Raw genomic sequence first — 19,250 nt, forward strand, 5'->3', positions numbered from 1 at the left:
ACTCAAAAAAGTGTATAAATACTACGAGTTCTCTCAATTCAGATTGAAGTACTGTTTTTAGTAGTCTTTAGTGTTAATTTATCATCGCATTTATTACCATTTTTGCTTAATTCTCAATCATTAAGAGTTAATGATACCCAGTTGCATATTGCAGTTAGAGAAGCTCTTGCAAACACGTTGATTCATGCTGATTATTATATGCGAGGAAACGCGGTTATTACATATAATGATGCTGTGAGTACTGATGTTGATGGTTCTTCACAATCTTCTATAGAAACAAATAGCGCAAATGATGGTTTTAAGCTTTCTTTTGCAAACCCTGGGTGTTTACGTATGCCTATAGAAGTGGCTTTGACTGGAGGTTTTTCTGATTCTCGAAATCCCGCACTGCTTAAAATGTTTGCACTGATTTCTGTTGTTGAACGTGCAGGAAGCGGATTTGATGCTATGCGAGCTGGATGTGATTGGGCTGGAATACCTCATCCAAGGTTAAGTGAGTCCTTTAATCCTGACCGCACCACTCTTGAATTTTTTGTAAACGATAAGAATAACTTTGTATCTGTTTCTGCAAAAAACAAAACTGAACTTAATGCTAATTTATTGAATTTAGTGAACGGTACTTATAATTCAGAACTTACTACAAATTCACTTTCGCAAGATTCTAATAACTCGCACAAACGTATGAGCGTTGACGATTGCTATAAAAAGATTATTGAAGCAGTAAATAATCATGGAACAATAAAGCGTGAGCAAGTGCAAAATATTCTTAACGTGGGTAGCACCAAAGCTAAGCAATTGTTATCTTATTTAGTTAGTAGGGGAGATATTTCAGTTTGTGGAAAAGGTTGGTCTACTACTTACGTTTTTAACCGCTAGTTAAACAAAAACCGCACATGTGTGAATTAATCCACGAACATGTGCGGTTTTTGTTATTTATTACTGATTAATCAAATCAGGCGTTTACGCGATCGATACCAGACTGTACGTCAGCAATCACGGAATCCCAAGACTTGATGAAGGCGGCAACACCATCGGCCTCAAGCTTGTCGGTAACATCCTTGATGTTGATGCCAAGCTCAGCAAGCTTGTTCATAACAGCATGGCTCTCTTCGTAAGTACCCTTAACGGAAGGAGCACCGTTGCCGTGATCAGCAAGAGCGTTCAAAGTCTTCTCTGGCATGGTGTTAACAACATGCTCAGCAACCAACTCGTCAACGTACTTGCAATCAGAGTAAGCTGCGTTCTTGGTGCCAGTAGAAGCCCAAAGTGGACGCTGCTTCTTAGCACCCTTGGCCTCAAGTTCAGCCCAACGTGGATCAGCTGCGAACTTCTTCTCGAAGAGTTCGTAAGCCAAGCGAGCGTTAGCAACAGCAGCCTTGCCTTCAAGAGCCTTAGCTTCTTCAGAACCATTAGCTTCGAGGAGCTTGTCAACAGCGGTATCAACGCGGGAGACGAAGAAGGAAGCTACGGAGCCGATGTGCTTCAAGTCGTGGCCGTTAGCTGCAGCCTGAGCGATACCTTCGATGAAGGCGTCGATAACCTGCTCGTAGCGCTCGAGGGAGAAGATCAAGGTTACGTTCACAGAAATACCCTTAGCAAGGGTAGCGGTGATAGCTGGAAGACCTTCCAAAGTTGCTGGAATCTTGATCATAACGTTTGGACGATCAACCTTTGCCCAAAGCTCTTCAGCCTGCTTCTCAGTGTTAGCAGTATCGTGAGCCAAACGTGGGTCAACTTCGATGGAAACGCGACCGTCAACGAAATCGGTCTTTTCAGCAATCTCGCGGAAGATATCAGTTGCGTTACGAACATCGGTGGTGGTCAACTCGCGGATAGCGGTTTCAACGTCAACCTTGCCGAGTTCCTTAAGCTGTGCGTCGTATGGACCAACCTGGCTCAAAGCCTTCTGGAAGATAGATGGGTTGGTAGTAACACCAACAACATTCTTGTTAGCAATCAAATCCTGCAAAGAACCAGACTCAATGCGGGTACGGGACAAATCGTCCAACCAAATAGAAACGCCGGAATCGCTAGTGCGCTGCGTTGCTTCAGTCATGTTATCTCCTTAACACTGTGCTCCACCAGTTGGAACACGTTGGTAGTGTTGGCGTTTTTACAGGAAACAGCGGTTGATGCTAAACCAGCTGTAGCTTAACATCAACACGCCTTTGCTGTTTCCAGTGAAGTTGCTAAATTAGCACTTCGAGTTTTGTGATGAATCAATTTTATTTTGATACATCAAGTTTTTATTTTGCTTAATTTCTATCTTAAGCGCGAGCTTCTTCGATAGAAGCCTTAGCAGCTTCTACTACATGCTCAGCAGTAATGCCCAAATCGATCATGTTCTGACCGCCGTCACCCTGCAAGCCGTACTGTTCGATAGAAACAGCCTTGCCGCAATCGCCAAGATACTTATACCAAGGCAATGCCAAGCCAGCTTCGATGGAAACGCGAGCCTTGACGGACTTTGGCAAGATTGCTTCCTTGTACTCTTCGTCTTGCTCTTCGAACCACTCGAGAGATGGCATAGAAAGAACGCGAGCCTTAATGCCTTCTGCTGCCAAAGTCTTAGCGCCAGCAACAGCCCACTGAACTTCAGAGCCAGTAGCCATGATGATTACGTCTGGAGTGCCTTCGCAGTCAACCAACACATAACCGCCGTGCTTTACGCCTTCGCGAGCCTTCTCAGCAGTTTCTGCGAGGGTCGGCACGCCCTGACGGGTCAAAATCATAGCGGTTGGGTAGTTGTTCTTCTTCTCGAAGAAGTAGCGGTAAGCTTCAGCAGTCTCATACTCATCTGCAGGGCGTACAACCTCAAGCTGAGGAATAGCGCGGAATGCAGCCAAGTGTTCGATTGGCTGGTGAGTTGGACCATCTTCGCCCAAGGCTACGGAGTCGTGAGTCCAAACGTAGAGGTTTGGAATCTCCATCAAAGCAGCCAAGCGAACTGCTGGGCGCTCGTAGTCAGAGAACTGGAAGAATGTGCCGTTGAATGGGCGAGTGTCAGAACCAAGCAAAATGCCGTTGGTAATAGCACCCATTGCGAACTCGCGCACACCAAAGTGAAGCTGGCGACCGTACTCGGAAACGTTTGGCCAAGTGCGAGTTGCGTCTTCGGATGGACCGAAGGAGTCAGCGCCCTTAATATTGGTGTTATTGGAGCCACCCAAATCAGCGGAACCGCCCCAAAGTTCTGGCATAACAGCAGCGATTGCGTTAAGAACTGCGCCAGAAGCCTTACGGGTAGCGACCTTGGAACCGGCTTCGAAGCCAGCGACCAAGTCGTCAATAGCCTTGTCGAATCCTTCAGGAAGCTTGCCAGCCTTAAGACGCTCGTAAAGAGCAGCCTTATCTGGGTTTGCAGCAGCCCACTTTGCAAGAGCTTCATCCCAAGCCTTGTGAGCAGCCAAGCCGCGCTCTGCAACCTTGCGAGCATGAGCCAAAGCTTCTTCGTCGATTGGGAACGAAACTTCTGGATCGAAACCGCAAAGTTCCTTCAAGCCCTTAACAGCTTCTTCACCAAGCTTAGAGCCGTGGGAAGCTTCATTGTTGGTCTTACCTGGGGTTGGCCAAGCAATCAAAGTGTTAACCTTAATGAAGTGAGGCTTATCGGTAACTTCCTGAGCCTTTTCAATAGCTGCAGCCAAAGCCTGAACGTCTTCCTTGTAGGAGCCGTCTGGTTGGATGAAGCTAACTTCATCGGTGTACCAACCGTATGCACGGTAACGAGCAAGAATATCCTCGGAGAAGGTGAGCTTAGTATCGCCTTCAATCTGAATGTGGTTTGCATCGAAGATTACGGTCAAATTGCCAAGCTTCTGGTTTCCAGCCAAGGAAGCAGCTTCAGAAGAAACGCCTTCCTCAACGTCGCCTTCGCCGCAGATAACCCAAACCTTGTGATCGAATGGGGAAGTGCCAGCTGGAGCTTCTGGATCAAGAAGACCACGCTCAAAACGCTGGCCATAAGCGAAACCAACAGCAGAAGCAAGACCCTGTCCAAGAGGACCAGTGGTCATTTCAATGCCTGGAGTCAAGCCATATTCTGGGTGACCTGGAGTACGCGTGTCTGCGCCGCCACGGAAATACTTGAGATCATCAAGAGTCAAGCCGTATCCAGAGAAGAACAGCTGCACATATTGCGTAAGCGAAGCGTGACCGCCAGAAAGAATAAAACGATCGCGACCGGCCCACTTTGGGTCAGCTGGATCGTGCTTAATGAAGTGCTGGTACAAGGTGTACGCAATCGGTGCCAATGAAACAGGGGAGCCAGGATGTCCGTGTCCTGCTCGCTCAACAGCATCAGCCGAGAGAACCTTCGCCATCTTTACGGCGCGCTCGTCTAATGCAGACCAGTTGAATTCGGTCATGTGATCTACTTTCCTTCCAATAATTCGGGTTTTTTGCGCACAGCTTACGCTGGCCATCACCCTCACATTGCCATTTAATCCTATCTTTTATATCAGACGAATTTCTAACAAAGTGTGTCAAAACTTAACAAAAGTTTATATTTATAGTTAGTTGTTAAGATAACAAAAAATAGTTAATCACATATTATTCTGGAATATATAATAGTTGACAGTAAAAGTTACATTACCTAAATAAAAGGAGGATCAATGCAGTCACGTCGCATGATGATACTCCGTGCGGTTGTTGAAGATTATATTCGTTCACACGAGCCAGTTGGGTCAGCGTCTTTGGCTAAAAATCACAAATTAGGTGTTAGCTCTGCAACAATTCGCAACGATATGTCAATACTAGAAGAAGAAGGTTATTTAATTCAGCCACATACATCTGCTGGTCGAATTCCTACGGAAAAAGGATACAGATATTTCGTTGATGGAATGGCAGCGCTAATACCACTTTCTAATGCACAAAGAAGAGGAATACGCAGTTTCTTAAGTGGATCTGTAAGTTTGCAAGACACACTTCAACGTTCAGCTCGTCTTCTTGCAAGTATAACTGGGCAGGTTGCTCTTGTTGCGTCACCTGCATTATCTAGATCAAAAGTAAAAAGAATTGAGATCGTTCAAGTATCGTCATCAACTCTTCTTGTTGTAGTAATTACAGACGCTGGAGGAGTAGCGCAACATATGATTCAGGCTTCCAATGTGGATTCAGATGATTTGTTGCATTTAACAAATATGATTAATGAAGATTGCATTGGATTGTCGCTTTTGAATGCATCTAAAAAAGTGTGTGCATTGTCGGAACGTAAAGATCTAGTTTCCTCGTTACAAATAATTAAACAATTGTCTAATGCTATTGAAGATATGTACGATGGCGATCGAGCACACGAATTATACATGGCTGGAACCTCCCAGCTTGCACATAGACAGAATATTGGTGATTTTGCTGCTCTTTTTGATGCTTTAGAAGAGCAGGCTGTTATTATGCGTTTGATGACTTCGCTAAGTGAGGAGGCAAGTGATTGTGCAAGTGGAGTCAGTGTTGCAATAGGTTCAGAAACTCACACGCCTGGTCTTTTGAACGCTTCTGTTGTGACGAGTGCTTACGGATATAATTCCGATCCTGATTCCGCATTCATTGGTTCAATCGGACCTACTCATATGGATTATGCTGCAACAATGACTGCGGTTAAAGCAGTGGCTAAGTATCTTAATGCGTTTATATCCGAAAATTCATAAAAATATAACTGGCTGTGCCTTATGCAAGAATTATTTTATTAAGGTAAAAGGGGAGTTAAGTGACTGACTACTACAAAATTTTAGGTGTTGATTCTAACGCTAGCGATGATGAGATTCGTAAAGCATATAGAAAATTAAGTCGAAAGTACCATCCAGATATCGCAGGTCCTGAGTTTGAAGACAAATTCAAGGAAGTTAATGCTGCATACGACGTTTTGTCTAATCCAGAAAAACGCAAAATGGTAGATATGGGTGTTGACCCAAACAATCTATCGGCATCGGGTGCTGGTGCTGGCGCTGGCGGATATGCCAATATGAATATGGATATGGGAGATATTTTAAATCAGTTCTTTTCTGGATCATTTGGAACAAGTACGGGTTCTCCTATTCCGCGCGTGAATCGTGGTGAAGATTCACTCACAGAAGTTAAAGTTGATCTTAAAACAGTAGTATTTGGTGGAAATGCTAAGGTTCATGTAGTGACTTTTGGCTTGTGTCAAGATTGTGCTGGAAAAGGCTCTGCAGATAAATCAGACCCTCTAACTTGCCCGCAATGCAAGGGCGCTGGTTTTGTACAAAGGGTTACCCGAACAATGTTTGGTCAAATGATGTCATCTGAGCCATGTAGAGAATGCGAAGGTCACGGAACAATCATTAAGAATGTTTGCCCAAATTGTCATGGACATGGTCGAATTCGTACATCAAGAGAAATTGGGATTACTATTCCTGCTGGTATAAAAGACAATTCTCGATTGCGACTTGCTTCGCAAGGAGCAGTAGGAGAATGTGGCGGTCCTGCTGGCGACTTGTATGTTGATGTACATATTCGAGAAGATAAACAGTTTACTAGGAATCTAAACGATTTACATTGTTGGATTGACGTTCCAATGACTTGGGCTGTTTTGGGGCATAAAGTTGATATAGATACTTTTGACGGCAAAAAGAGCGTGGAAATCCCTTCTGGTTCTCAAAGTGAAAATACTATTTCTGTACCTAATTTAGGTGTAACGGTTCTAGGCTCTAAAGAACGCGGAAATCTTGTTGTTCATATTCTTGTTAATATTCCAACAAAGCTGAGCGATGAAGAGCGTAAACTTATTGAAGAGTTTGAAAAATTGCATGATGGAAAAGATAGTGTTATTGTTCAACGTGCTATCCCAGATTCAACTACAAATCACAAAGGGTTCTTTAGCAAGTTAAAGGATGCTTTCTGCTAATTTGCTAATTCTTAGTATTTTCATGACTATTCTCGTTACTGTTCGATTGTTGAGAGTATATGATTTTTGAAGATGCTAGGAATAATGAAGATATTTTTTAAGGGGGTTTACGTATGGTGCTACCTATTTTATTTGCTGGAACACCAGAGGTTTCTGTTGCGCCATTGCGTGCTTTAGCTCAAGATAAAGAGCATTTTGATGTTCGTGCTGTTCTTACGAGACCTGATGCTCCGACAGGCAGAGGTAGGAAAATTGTTCCTAGCGCTGTTAAAAAAGCTGCGATTGAACTTGGAATTCCTGTTTTAGAGGTTAATCCTAGTGATGAACAGGAGTGCATAAGAGCTTTAAAGTCAACTGGCGCTAAACTTGCTGCCGTGGTTGCTTATGGAAAGATTCTTAGACAATCTGTTTTGGACGCTCTTCCTCTAGGATGGTACAACTTGCATTTCTCGCTTCTTCCACAGTGGCGAGGGGCAGCTCCTGTTCAGCGTGCGATTTGGGCTGGAGATGATATTACAGGTGCCACTGTTTTTAAGATTACGCGTGGAATGGATGAAGGACCTATTCTTGCACAAATGACTACAGAGATTGGCGCTCATGAAACAGCTGGCGACTTACTTATGAGACTAAGCAATGATGGTGCAAATCTTCTTTGCTCTGCTCTTATTGGGATGGAATCTGGTCAAATTATTCCTGTTGAGCAAGATCCTACACCTTGCCAAATCGCGCAAAAAATCACTGTTGAGGATGCTCATATTCGTTTTGATATTCCAGCATTTGCAATCGATAGACAGATTCGTGCTTGCACGCCAAATCCTGGAGCTTGGTGTAATCTTCACGCTTATTGCGAAGATTCACAAATCATTAGTTTGCATGTTCTTTCTTGTGCATTGGCAAAAGATGAAGATATTGCATTACATAATCTAAGCGAGCTTAAGCCTGGGCAGATTTTTGCAGGCAAGCGAAATGTTTGGGTTGGTTCTGCAAGTGGTGTTCTTGAGCTTTTAGAAGTTAAAGCGCAAGGTAAAAAGGCTATGAAGGCTGCAGATTGGGCAAGAGGAGCGCATTTAAGTCAAGAGTCCTATTTGGATTAAAGCGATAAGTGTAATCTTGAAAAACGCAAAGTAAAATTTGTATAAATTCAGTTAGTTAAGTTTAGTTTAGTAGATCTAAAACTAGGCTTAGGTCACGCGTATCTATGCTTTTTTTAGCTTGGGTTTTTAAAGATTGTTTTGCGCAAAATGCTATGCCTAATTCGGCTGTTTTAATCATATCGATATCGTTAGCGCCGTCTCCAATCGCAACGCTTTGACTAATGTCAATATTGTTTTTTCTCGCCCAATTAATCAATGCTTTTGCTTTATATTGACGATTTACTATAGGCTCAATAACTTTCCCACTTAGCTTAGAATCTACTACTTCTAGATTGTTTGCTACCCAAAAATCTATGTTTAGATTTGGCAGCAAATCATCTAAAACATTATTGAATCCTCCAGAAACTGCTCCTATTTTCCATCCAAAGGAATGTAATGTGTCTATAAGTTTTTTGGCTCCACTGGTTACGTGGATACTTTCAATAGCTTTTTTAAAACAAGTGCATTCGAGTCCTTTTAGCATTGAAACCCTTAGTTTTAACGATGTGTCAAAGTCAATTTCTCCTTTCATTGCTTTAGAAGTTATATATGCTAAATTTGACCCGACTCCAGCAATATCTCCTAGTAAGTCAATCACTTCTTCTTCAATAAGAGTGGCGTCAACATCTAAAACAAGAAGTCCTGGTTTTTGCAATGAAGGAGCATTGATTAATCTTCGGTTTTTTAACTCTAGTATTTTAGTCATGTTACAATCTTTTAAGAGAGATGTTAGGTTATGAATTAATTTTAAGGCTGGTTTAAGAAATTTAAGGATTTGTTTGCTATACGTTTTGCGTTGTAAGACTTTTCTATAAAACTTATATCAAATGTGAAAGTTTATTGATTTTATTGGAATATTGCGTGTGGAAGTTTGGTTTAATTTAATTAGTTGAGTAGAATAGTTGCAGATTTTATGAGAACAAGATTAAAGAATTTGAAAACAACTGTATTAGACAGAGGGGTGAGAAGAATATGGCAGGTATGAATTTAAGGGATGTAGCTCTTGAAGTTGCTAGAATATTAGAAGATGTTGGTAAACATGCATATCAGGATCAGCTTAATCCTAGAGATATGGCAAGTATGATGGTTCTAGGTGATCCTAATCAATCTGATTCAGCTTTTGGAGATAAGCTAGTACGCTTTATTGAAAACCGTCTTACTTATATAAATACTTTTCAAGGATTCTGGAGAAATAGACCAGATGATTGCAAAACAGGTGATCGTTTTTGGTGTGTAGGCAATATTGACGGTGCTATTAACTTTAACCGCGACATGGCTGAATGGACCTTAACTGTTTCACTTTTTGAGTTTAACGATCAAGGCTCTGCTAGACCTGTTCTTGGTGTTGTTCATGCACCAGCTTTAGGGCTTACATATTTGGCTGCTAAGGGTCAGGGTGCTATCCGTATTCGTAAAACTCCTAACGGAGAGAAGCGAGAGAAAATCACGCCTTCTACAACATCAACATTGCATGGCTCTGTTGTTTGCTATGGAATGTCTTATATTCCAGGTGAATCTAAAAGAGCTTTAGACGTTGTTTCTTCGCTTGAGGAAGAATGTCCAGCAGATATTAAACGTATTGGTCCTGCTTCGCTTGACTTGTGCAAAGTGGCAGATGGTACTTACGACGCATATTTTGAGCCACATCTTCATAGGTGGGATATTCCAGGTGTTTCAGCTGGTGCCGTTGTTGTTAAAGAAGCACAGGGGCATGTTCGACAATGGAATGGTGACTCAATTCATTGGAGACGCGAAAATGACGTTATTGCTTCAAATGGTTTAATAAACAAAGAGCTTCAAAACTATTTGCGATAAATTAGAGTTAAAGATTTTAGCAATTGTTTGCATGATTTTTAGTATTAAAGCTTTAATTTTGGGAAAAACATTTATGCAATCGTTATCATTAAATAGACAATATATAAGCGTGTCGCTTTAGCAATATTGTAGAATGAACATGATATCCCATTGTCCGACATTCAGAGGGGAGTGTTAACGATGATTGACACTGCACAAGCATTTGGCGTAGATATTGGTGGCTCTGGTATTAAGGCAGCACCAGTTAATTTGGAAAAAGGCGAGTTTGCAGAACCGCGATATAAGATTCTCACTCCAGCGGTTTCCACACCTCAAGCTGTTGCAGATATTGTTCGTCAGCAACTTGAGCATTTTGATGTTCCTGCAGGTGTTCCTGTTGGAATCGCTTTTCCAGCTCCTATTAAGCCTGGAAAGAAGCTTGAGTTTATGGCGAATCTCGATCAGTCTTGGATTGGTGTGGATGTTACAGAAGTGTTCAGTGAAGCTTGCGGTCGTCCTGTTACCGTAGTGAATGATGCTGATGCTGCTGGTCTTGCCGAGCAACACTTTGGTGCTGCAAAAGATAAAGATGGCTTGGTTATTGCTACTACGCTAGGCACTGGAATTGGCACAGCATTGATTTATAACGGTACTCTTATTCCTAATACAGAGCTTGGTCATATTCAGCTTGAAAAGGGTAAGGGAGATGCAGAAAAGTATGCTGCTTCTTCTGTTCGCGAAAAGTTAGACATGGGTTATAAAAAGTGGGCTAAGCGTCTTACTAAGTATTATGGTTTGATGGAAAAGTACTTTAACCCAGACTTGTTCGTTGTTGGCGGCGGTGTTAGCCGTGTTAGCGAGAAGTTCTTGCCTCATATCGATATTAAGACACCTATTGTGGTTGCGTCTTTGCATAATGAAGCTGGTATTATCGGTGCAGCTTATTATGCAATGCAGCAAAGAAACAATTAAGGATTTTTGATATTTTATTTGCGCTGGATGCTTTTGCGTTCAGCGCATTTTTTATATTTGCATATTTTTGTATTTTTATATATTTGGTTTATACAATGCGCTAGTGTAGTCGAGTGCGATTTTCTTCAAGAGTTGATGTGAGTGAGCCAAATCCAATTATTCTGGCTCAACGTGTTGCTATATCTAAAGGTATTAAACTTACAAAACTTAACGATTCAAACCCAACAGTACATGGTCTTTCTCCAGAGTGCTTAAATGCAAAATATACTGCTGATCCTAGAGGACCTGTCGAAGTTAGGCGCATTCTTGCTAACTTTATAAATCATAGAGATAATCGCATAGATCAAAATATTGTAAATAAAAAGGGTAGTTCAGCTAAAGCTCTTAATCCAGATAATCTATACGTATTATCATCAACCTCTCAAGCATACGCATGGCTAATGATGCTAATGTGTGATTGCGGTGATTCCGTTTTAGCTCCGACTCCTGGATATCCTCTTATAGAATCGATTGCAAGACTCCAAGGCGTAAAATCTATACCTTATCCGCTTGTTTATGATGGCTCTTGGACTATTGATATTCCTAGGGTTAAAGAACTTTTAGAGAATACGTATAATCGTATTCGTGCACTTGTTTTAATAAACCCAAACAATCCAACAGGATCTTATATAAAACCTCAAGAAAGAGAAGCATTATTGCAATTATGCAATAAAAATAATGTGGCAATTATAGCTGATGAAGTTTTTTATGATTATTGTCTAGAACCTTTTGATGGAAACTGTAGGTTAGCAGGTGAAGAATCTACGCTAGTTTTTGCTTTAGATGGATTCTCAAAGATGCTTGCAGCTCCGCATGCAAAAGTTGGATGGATTGAGGTTTCGGGTCCTAGTCAAGACGTACAGGATGCTATGAAACGCCTTGATGTTATTGCTGATGATTTTCTTCCAATTGGTGCAACTGTATCAGAAAGAATTCCAGAATTATTGCAATGTGCTAAAGAACAAACCGATCTTGTTCAAAACAGAGTGATGTCGAATCTTAAAACTCTTAGAACAATTCTCGCAAACTATTCAAATTGTTGTGTTAGTGCATTGCGTGCAGAAGGCGGATGGAATATTCTTATCCGTGTTCCATCATGTTTAGATGATGATGATTTAGCTTTAAGACTTATGCAAGATTATCATCTTGTTTCTCAGCCTGGCTATTACTTTGATATGCCGAATAATGGATATTTGGCATTATCTTTGCTGCCAGAAGAAAAACAATTTGTGTATGGTGTTAAAGCGTTGCTAGATACTGTTCATACAATGTTGGAAGAATTAAATTAATGAAACCAATTAGATTAATGTGAACCAGCATCTCACAGTATGCCACATTTGAGGATTAAAACGTAGTATTGAGTCTTCTCTACCTGGTACGAACCAGCTTAGAAAAGCTATTGCTATGGAGAAAAATAGAAGACCACAAATAACGAATCGCAGTAAATAGCATAATGTTTTCGTTTTCCAAGTGTCACATACTGTGATATCAGCATATTTTTGTAGCAAAGAGTTAATACCTATTATTGCGCTTAAAGCGAAAAGCCATGCAAAATCCGCAATATATCGCCATCCTATACCAGCTTTTAAGCTGTCAAAAACAATAACAATTGTGCCAGAAATTACAGATATTATAGCTAATCTTGCAGCGGTTTTACTCATGTTTCTAGCCATTGTGAAAACGCATATAATTCCTAGTAATGCCAGTGGAGATAATGTAAACATTCCACCAATCATCGGCTCGGCATATTGCCATTTTTCAAAAGCAATAGGCTGAATTGCTATCCAAGGGAAAGTTGATATAAAACGTATTGGCAAAGCTATATAACTTAGGATAGAAGGAATGATGTTCTGCGAAGGAAGACGCATTGTAGTCATATCTGTAATCGTAATCTGATATTCATTGCCAAAATTAAAAGGAGACCCAAATCTTAAAGCATTATATAATCCGATTGGTATTGCAACTATTATAAATGGAATAATTATGCAAAGAATTAGTTTTAATAAGTTTTTAAGATTTTCTATAGATTTTTTGTCACTAATAATCAAATTTTTAATATATGAATAAAAATGAGTATAAAATAGCGGAATTGCGAATAGAAAAGCGATTATAAAAGTTGGTCTACAACCAAGATTAAAAGCAATAAACAATGATCCTGCTGCAATATGCTTAAACGATACTATTGATGATGGTTTTAATTGTTCCACTATTTTGTGCGTTTTTGTAGTTTCTTCATCTTTAATAGACCCGAGATAAAACCATAATCCAAGTGAAGTGAAGAATAATGATGCGGCCATTGGAACTGAATAAAAGGATGTTCTAAACCACAAGTAAACGGTGTTTGAAGTAATAAAGAATAAGGTTAAACAAATTGATACACAGGCAAGAGTTGCCTGAGGATTAACGCGTTTAATTAGACGAATAACCAATAGTGAGCCAAAAATTAAAAATCCAATTAAGCATATGAAAGTGGCTATTGTTGTAGGGAGCATGGCTCCACCAGGAATCCACAAATTAGATATAATCTTATACGGTATAAAGAATAAAACAACTGGAATTACACCAAAATACGAATACCAATGACCCTTATAATACGCATGATCCCAATAAATATTGTGTACACAATCAGAAAGAAGATTATTTCTTTCAATTGGATCATACGGATTAGGTAATTTTTGCATTTGCGGCGGAACAGGTAAATCAAGATGTGTCTTACCTTTAAGTAGAGCGTCTGCTGTACGTGCATATTGATCAAAATCGTAAGTGTAGTTTCCAGCAACATCAAAATGCATTGGAATACCGTTAAAAACATTCCAAAATATTGCAAAAATGGCAATCAAAAGGAAAGGTGTCCAGAATAAAGTGAGTAAAAGCCTTTGATTAATACTTTTTGTATTAAGTTTGATTTTCCATAATTTAGACCAAGGATTCCACAAAGAAATCAAAATTGAAACGACTATAAGAAGAAAAACGCGACCCCAATTCCAGCTAAAAGGTGCTCTAACATTTGCTTTAGCATCCTCAACGTCTACAACATCTCCTTTAGGATGTTGTATCCATAATCTAAGAGTGCTTTTAACTCCAATTGCTTGATCTGGAACTGGAAGCATAGCAAAACTAATGGCTCTAGGGTTGGTGCTCAAAGGCTTTCCAGCGATTTTATTAACATCAATTCGTACATGTACATCTGTTTTAACAGGATTTTTGCCAATTTTTTTCGGAGTAATTAGTGAAGGCTTAAGCTGAATATACGGCGAAGATCCGTCGGAATTAACTTCTAAATAAGATTCCGAAGGATCGGTAATTAAAAGTCCTCCAGAAGAAAGTCTTTCAATACCTGGACCAGTTGCATTGTGTGCAAACATACTATCTGTGCTGCCAGTAACACTATTCCAAAATGGAATATTCCCAACAGTGCATTCAAACAATGCTATTAACAGCAAGATTGCTAAAGGAGCGCGAAGAACATAGAAAATGTGTTGTAGCGTAAAATTAGCAAGTCTAGCTGTTGGTCTCATAGCAATCCTAAATCCTATTCTTCCGCAACCAAATCAAGATAATCATCACTCCACAAATCTTCGTCACCGTCTGGCATAAGAAGGACTCGTTCAGGGTTTAACGCAAGAACTGCTCCTTCATCGTGAGTAACCAATACAATAGCGCCTTCGTATTTTGCAATGGCTTTAAGAATTTCATCTCTAGAAGCTGGATCTAAATTGTTAGTAGGCTCATCGAGCAAAAGCACGTTTGCTTTTGAAGTTACAAGAGTTGCCAAGGCTAGACGAGTTTTTTCGCCTCCCGAAAGCACTTTAGCTGGCTTCATTGCGTCATCTCCAGAAAATAGGAAGCTTCCTAGCATAGATCTTGCTTGAGTGTCGTTTAAATCTGGAGCAACATGCTGAAGATTTTCTAATACTGTAGCATCTAAATCCAAAGTGTCGTGTTCCTGAGCAAAATAGCCAATCTTGCAGCCATGCCCATAGTTTACGATGCCAGTATCTGCACTTTCTTCTCCAGCTAGAATACGCAAAGTGGTTGTTTTACCAGCACCGTTATATCCAAGAATAACAACTCTTGAACCTTTATCTATAGCCAAATTTATGCCTGCAAATACAATATTGGATCCATAAGCTTTTGAAATATCTTCAGCCATAATAGGTGTTCGTCCACAAGGAGTAGGTTCTGGAAAACGAATATCTGCTACTTTCTCGCGGCTTTGTGCTTCGCTTGTTTCATTCAACAGTCGTTCAGCCCTACGCATCATGTTTTGAGCTGCCACTGCTTTAGTTGCTTTTGCATGTAAACGAATACCTTGTTTCATAAGGCGTTCAGCCTTTTTTTCAGCCACTTCGCGTTCTCTGCGCCTGCGTTCTTCGTCTACAACGCGTTGATGTAAGTATGCTTTCCAACCCATTGAATACATGTCTATTTGAGCCAATTGTGCATCTAAATGCCAGACTTTATTTACAACCTCATCCAGCAATTCTGTTGAATGTGATATCACTAAGAATCCACCAGAGAATTTTTTCAAATAGTTTCTCAACCAAATTATAGAATCTGCATCTAAGTGGTTAGTAGGCTCATCTAAAATCAGCGTGTCTGCATCGGAGAAAAGTATTCGTGCAAGTTCAATTCGTCTACGTTGACCGCCAGATAGAGTTCCAAGAGCTTGCTTCATAATTTCTTGTGGAAGCCCAAGGCTGTTTGCCATCGATATTGCTTCCGATTGCACAGCGTATCCACCAGCTTTTTCAAAGTCTTCAATGGCTTTGTCGTAGCGATTCATGGCTTTCGTCATAATATCTGGATCTGGATTCGTCATCTCTTTTTCTGCTTTTCGTATACGAGATACAATTGACGAAATGTCGCGAGCGCTCATGATTCGATCTAATGCGCTTTGTTCTGGGTCTGCTGCATGAGTATCTTGTGGTAGATACCCCAATCCACCGCTTACTCGTACGGTTCCGCCAGCAGGGAGCATTTCTCCTGTTATTACTCGTGTAAGAGTTGTTTTTCCAGCTCCATTCCTTCCAACTAAGCCGATTTTGTCGCCTTTTGTTACATGAAAGTCGGTAGGGTTTAATAGCGTACGCGCACCAATTTGTATAGTTAATCCTTGTGCGTCAATAGCCATTTGCACCCACTCCTTAAAATAATGCTTTTAATCTGAATATCTTCAAAATGTGTTAGCCAAACTCACAATTATACAGTTAGGCTTGCATAGTTTTTACTAAAGGATTTTATCTTTTATTTTTCTATGTATTTCGTCAACACGCAGAAAATTATCTACTTCGAACAAGTGTTCTATAATTAATCGTATTGTATAATTAATGCTCAATCAAGAATGGGTTTGGTGCAAAGTCTTGATTCTTAAAATAGCTCTTAGGGAGGCAGAATGCAAAGCAAATCAGATTCTTCGCAAAACATGCAATTACCTTTATCCCAAGATGCAATTTTAGATAACAAAAACCGTGAATGTGCTAAAAAAGCTGACATCTTGCAATCTATGCTCGATTCTGCTCAGCCTGTAAAAGACAATGACAATTTAGTATATGATTTGTCTTCTGTTCCTTCAGATTTAAAGATAACCATACAAGGAGCTAGAGAACACAATTTAAAAAATGTTAGTTTACAATTGCCTAGAAATCGTATGATTGTTTTTACTGGATTATCAGGATCTGGTAAGTCTTCGCTTGCATTCGATACTCTTTTTGCAGAAGGTCAAAGAAGGTATGTTGAGTCATTAAGCGCATATGCTAGGCAATTCCTTGGAAGAATGGATAAACCAGATGTAGATTTTATTGAGGGATTAAGCCCAGCTGTATCTATTGATCAAAAAACTACTAATCGTAACCCTCGTTCTACTGTTGGAACAATCACAGAAGTTTATGATTATTTAAGGCTTCTTTTTGCTAGAGTTGGAATTCCTCATTGCCCTAAATGTGGTGAGCTTGTCAGTGCTCAAACACCACAACAAATGGCTAATTCTATACTTTCTTTACCAGAAAGAACAAGATTGCAGATATTAGCACCTGTTGTTAATGGCAGAAAAGGCGAATTCAAAGATACAATTACTCTTCTTAGATCAGATGGTTATTCGAGAGCACTTATAGATGGTCAGATGAAAGAACTTTCTGAAGATATTACTTTAGAAAAACAGAAGAAACATACAATCGAAGTTGTAATAGATAGATTAATTATAAAAGATGGCATACGTACTCGTTTGACTGATTCTATAGAAACGGCTCTGAAACTTTCTAAAGGAGTTGTTATAGCTGATTTTGTAGATGAATCTGTTGATTCTAAAAACAGGCGCCGAAGTTTTTCTGAGCACAGAGCTTGTCCTAACAATCACCAGCTTAATTTATCAGAAATAGAGCCTAGAACATTCTCATTCAACGCTCCTTATGGAGCGTGCCCTGATTGCTCAGGAATAGGATATAACTTAGAAATTGACCCTAATCTTGTTGTGCCGAATGTAGAAAAATCACTTAATGAAGGTGCTATAGAACCTTGGGCACTAAATAAATCTGCAGGAGAATACTATAGGCATGTGCTACAAGGACTAAGTGTTGAACTTGGTTTTAGTATGGATACACCATGGTGTGAATTGTCGAAAGATACGCAAAATTCAATACTTTATGGGCATGATTTTGAAGTAAAAGTATCTTATAAAAATCGATGGGGAAGACAGAGGGAATATTCAACAGGATTCGAAGGCGTAGTGCGCACTCTTATGCGCAAGCATGATGAAACAGACTCAGATCAAATGCGCCAATACTACGAGTCGTACATGCGAGAAGTTCCATGCTTAACATGTAACGGTAAACGATTGCGTCCAGAAGTCTTAGCAGTAACAATAAACTCATACTCAATTGCAGATGTATGTGATATGCCAATAGAAAAAAGTCTTGAATGGATTAATTCTTTAAAACTAGAAGGATCAAGCAAGATAATTGCTAAAGAAATTGTAAAAGAAATCAAGGCAAGATTAGGATTCTTAAATGATGTTGGCTTAAATTATTTAACTCTTTCTAGAGCCGCAAAAACACTTTCAGGTGGAGAGGCACAAAGAATAAGACTGGCGACTCAAATTGGATCTGGACTAGTTGGAGTCATGTACGTTCTTGACGAGCCTTCAATAGGATTACATCAAAGAGACAATGAGAAACTCATATCAACATTGCACAATCTTCGCGACTTAGGTAACACGCTTATAGTTGTTGAACATGATGAAGATACAATTCGACAATCCGACTGGTTAGTAGATATTGGACCCGAAGCTGGAGAAAACGGTGGAGAAGTAGTATATTGCGGACCAGCAAATCACATAAAAGATGCAAAACGCTCAATCACAGGAGACTATATTGCAAAAAGAAAATGCATAGAAATTCCTAAAAATCGTCGAAAAATAAACAAAAATCGTTTACTAACTATTGTTGGAGCAAAAGAACACAACCTTAAAAATATAGATGTACAAATACCTTTAGGCGTATTTACTTGCATAACAGGAGTATCTGGATCTGGAAAATCTAGTCTTATAAACTCTATACTCTACCCAGTTTTAGCAGATAAACTAAACGGCGCTCGCATTGTTCCAGGGCTTCATAAACGAGTTGATGGTATTGAAAATTGTGACAAGGTTGTTCATGTAGACCAAAATCCTATTGGTAGAACGCCAAGATCAAATCCTGCGACTTACACTGGTGTCTGGGACAAAATACGTACACTTTTTGCTCAAACACCAGAAGCAAAAGTTAGAGGTTATGGTCCTGGAAGATTCTCGTTTAATGTAAAAGGAGGAAGATGCGAAGCTTGCAGCGGAGACGGAACGCTGAAAATTGAAATGAATTTTTTGCCAGATGTATACGTACAATGTGAAGAATGTCATGGGAAAAGGTACAACAGAGATACTCTAGACGTAACGTATAACGGTAAAACCGTTTCAGACGTGCTGAATATGCCAATTGCTGAAGCTGCTGTATTCTTTAAAGCATATCCATCCATTTCAAGATATTTGGATACTCTTGTACAAGTTGGTCTTGGATATATTAAACTAGGACAAAGTGCTCCAACATTATCTGGTGGAGAATCACAAAGAGTAAAGCTTGCTACAGAGTTGCAAAAACGTTCAACTGGCAAAACTGTTTATATTCTTGATGAGCCTACAACTGGATTGCACTTTGAAGATGTTCGTAAACTTTTAAGCGTTCTTCAATCTTTGGTAGATAAAGGCAATACTGTAATAGTTATTGAACACAATCTTGATGTTGTAAAATGCGCGGATTGGATTATTGATTTAGGACCAGAGGGAGGAGACAAAGGCGGCGAAATAGTAATCACTGGCACTCCAGAAGAAGTTGCAAAATCGAAAGAAAGTTGGACGGGCAAATTCTTAAAGCCTATGCTCAAATCTTAAAGGAATATAGTTAAATAGTATTTTTATGAAA

The 19,250-nt window shown here is 39.9% G+C and carries 13 protein-coding genes; 8 read left to right on the forward strand and 5 right to left on the reverse strand.

The features are described from left to right. Nucleotides 1-102 precede the first annotated feature (102 nt). A complete protein-coding gene (locus ABVC65_RS05260) occupies nt 103-876 on the forward strand; it encodes an ATP-binding protein (protein ID WP_353582759.1) in 774 nt (257 codons plus the stop codon). 76 nt (nt 877-952) lie between these two features. Here ABVC65_RS05260 and tal read toward each other — a convergent pair whose 3' ends face one another. Together tal and tkt are read right to left on the reverse strand one after the other, a co-directional pair. Further along, on the reverse strand, nt 953-2,056 hold the full coding sequence (gene tal / locus ABVC65_RS05265; protein WP_016828836.1) for a transaldolase: 1,104 nt from the start codon (nt 2,054-2,056) through the stop codon (nt 953-955). A 211-nt stretch (nt 2,057-2,267) separates the two neighbouring features. Then, complete coding sequence (gene tkt, locus ABVC65_RS05270; protein ID WP_019261268.1) at nt 2,268-4,367, reverse strand: transketolase; 2,100 nt, start codon at nt 4,365-4,367, stop codon at nt 2,268-2,270. A 261-nt stretch (nt 4,368-4,628) separates the two neighbouring features. Between tkt and hrcA the strand changes: the two genes are divergently transcribed. From hrcA to fmt, 3 genes are all read left to right on the forward strand, one after another. After that, nucleotides 4,629-5,645, forward strand: coding sequence for a heat-inducible transcriptional repressor HrcA (gene hrcA / locus ABVC65_RS05275; protein WP_016810515.1), 1,017 nt, complete (start codon nt 4,629-4,631; stop codon nt 5,643-5,645). 59 nt (nt 5,646-5,704) lie between these two features. Beyond that, complete coding sequence (locus tag ABVC65_RS05280; RefSeq protein WP_353582760.1) at nt 5,705-6,862, forward strand: DnaJ C-terminal domain-containing protein; 1,158 nt, start codon at nt 5,705-5,707, stop codon at nt 6,860-6,862. A gap of 113 nt (nt 6,863-6,975) precedes the next feature. Further along, on the forward strand, nt 6,976-7,956 hold the full coding sequence (fmt, locus tag ABVC65_RS05285) for a methionyl-tRNA formyltransferase (protein ID WP_353582761.1): 981 nt from the start codon (nt 6,976-6,978) through the stop codon (nt 7,954-7,956). 61 nt (nt 7,957-8,017) lie between these two features. Here the strand turns inward: fmt and serB are convergent, their stop codons facing one another. Beyond that, nucleotides 8,018-8,701, reverse strand: a complete 684-nt coding sequence (serB, locus tag ABVC65_RS05290) for a phosphoserine phosphatase SerB (RefSeq protein ID WP_353582762.1) — start codon at nt 8,699-8,701, stop codon at nt 8,018-8,020. A gap of 266 nt (nt 8,702-8,967) precedes the next feature. Between serB and ABVC65_RS05295 the strand changes: the two genes are divergently transcribed. The 3 genes from ABVC65_RS05295 (at nt 8,968) to ABVC65_RS05305 (ending at nt 12,089) form a co-directional block, all read left to right on the forward strand. Continuing rightward, nucleotides 8,968-9,810 (forward strand): inositol monophosphatase family protein, encoded by an 843-nt coding sequence (locus ABVC65_RS05295; RefSeq protein ID WP_004111680.1) that lies wholly within the window; start codon nt 8,968-8,970, stop codon nt 9,808-9,810. Between the two features lie 180 nt (nt 9,811-9,990). Next, nucleotides 9,991-10,761 carry a polyphosphate--glucose phosphotransferase gene (gene ppgK, locus ABVC65_RS05300; protein WP_353582763.1) on the forward strand — a complete coding sequence of 257 codons (771 nt, stop codon included), beginning with the start codon at nt 9,991-9,993 and terminating at the stop codon, nt 10,759-10,761. Between the two features lie 113 nt (nt 10,762-10,874). After that, a complete protein-coding gene (locus ABVC65_RS05305; RefSeq protein ID WP_103013225.1) occupies nt 10,875-12,089 on the forward strand; it encodes a pyridoxal phosphate-dependent aminotransferase in 1,215 nt (404 codons plus the stop codon). 9 nt (nt 12,090-12,098) lie between these two features. Here the strand turns inward: ABVC65_RS05305 and ABVC65_RS05310 are convergent, their stop codons facing one another. Continuing rightward, complete coding sequence (locus ABVC65_RS05310) at nt 12,099-14,318, reverse strand: beta-carotene 15,15'-monooxygenase (RefSeq protein ID WP_353582764.1); 2,220 nt, start codon at nt 14,316-14,318, stop codon at nt 12,099-12,101. Between the two features lie 14 nt (nt 14,319-14,332). Beyond that, the gene (locus tag ABVC65_RS05315; protein ID WP_353582765.1) at nt 14,333-15,934 is read right to left on the reverse strand and encodes an ABC-F family ATP-binding cassette domain-containing protein; all 1,602 of its coding nucleotides are present in this window, start codon (nt 15,932-15,934) and stop codon (nt 14,333-14,335) included. Between the two features lie 261 nt (nt 15,935-16,195). On the opposite strand from ABVC65_RS05315, the gene uvrA reads away from it, so the two are divergent. Then, a complete protein-coding gene (gene uvrA / locus ABVC65_RS05320) occupies nt 16,196-19,219 on the forward strand; it encodes an excinuclease ABC subunit UvrA (protein ID WP_353582766.1) in 3,024 nt (1,007 codons plus the stop codon). Nucleotides 19,220-19,250 lie beyond the last annotated feature (31 nt).

The sequence above is a fragment of the Gardnerella vaginalis genome (assembly GCF_040427915.1).
Taxonomy (GTDB): domain Bacteria; phylum Actinomycetota; class Actinomycetes; order Actinomycetales; family Bifidobacteriaceae; genus Bifidobacterium; species Bifidobacterium vaginale_C.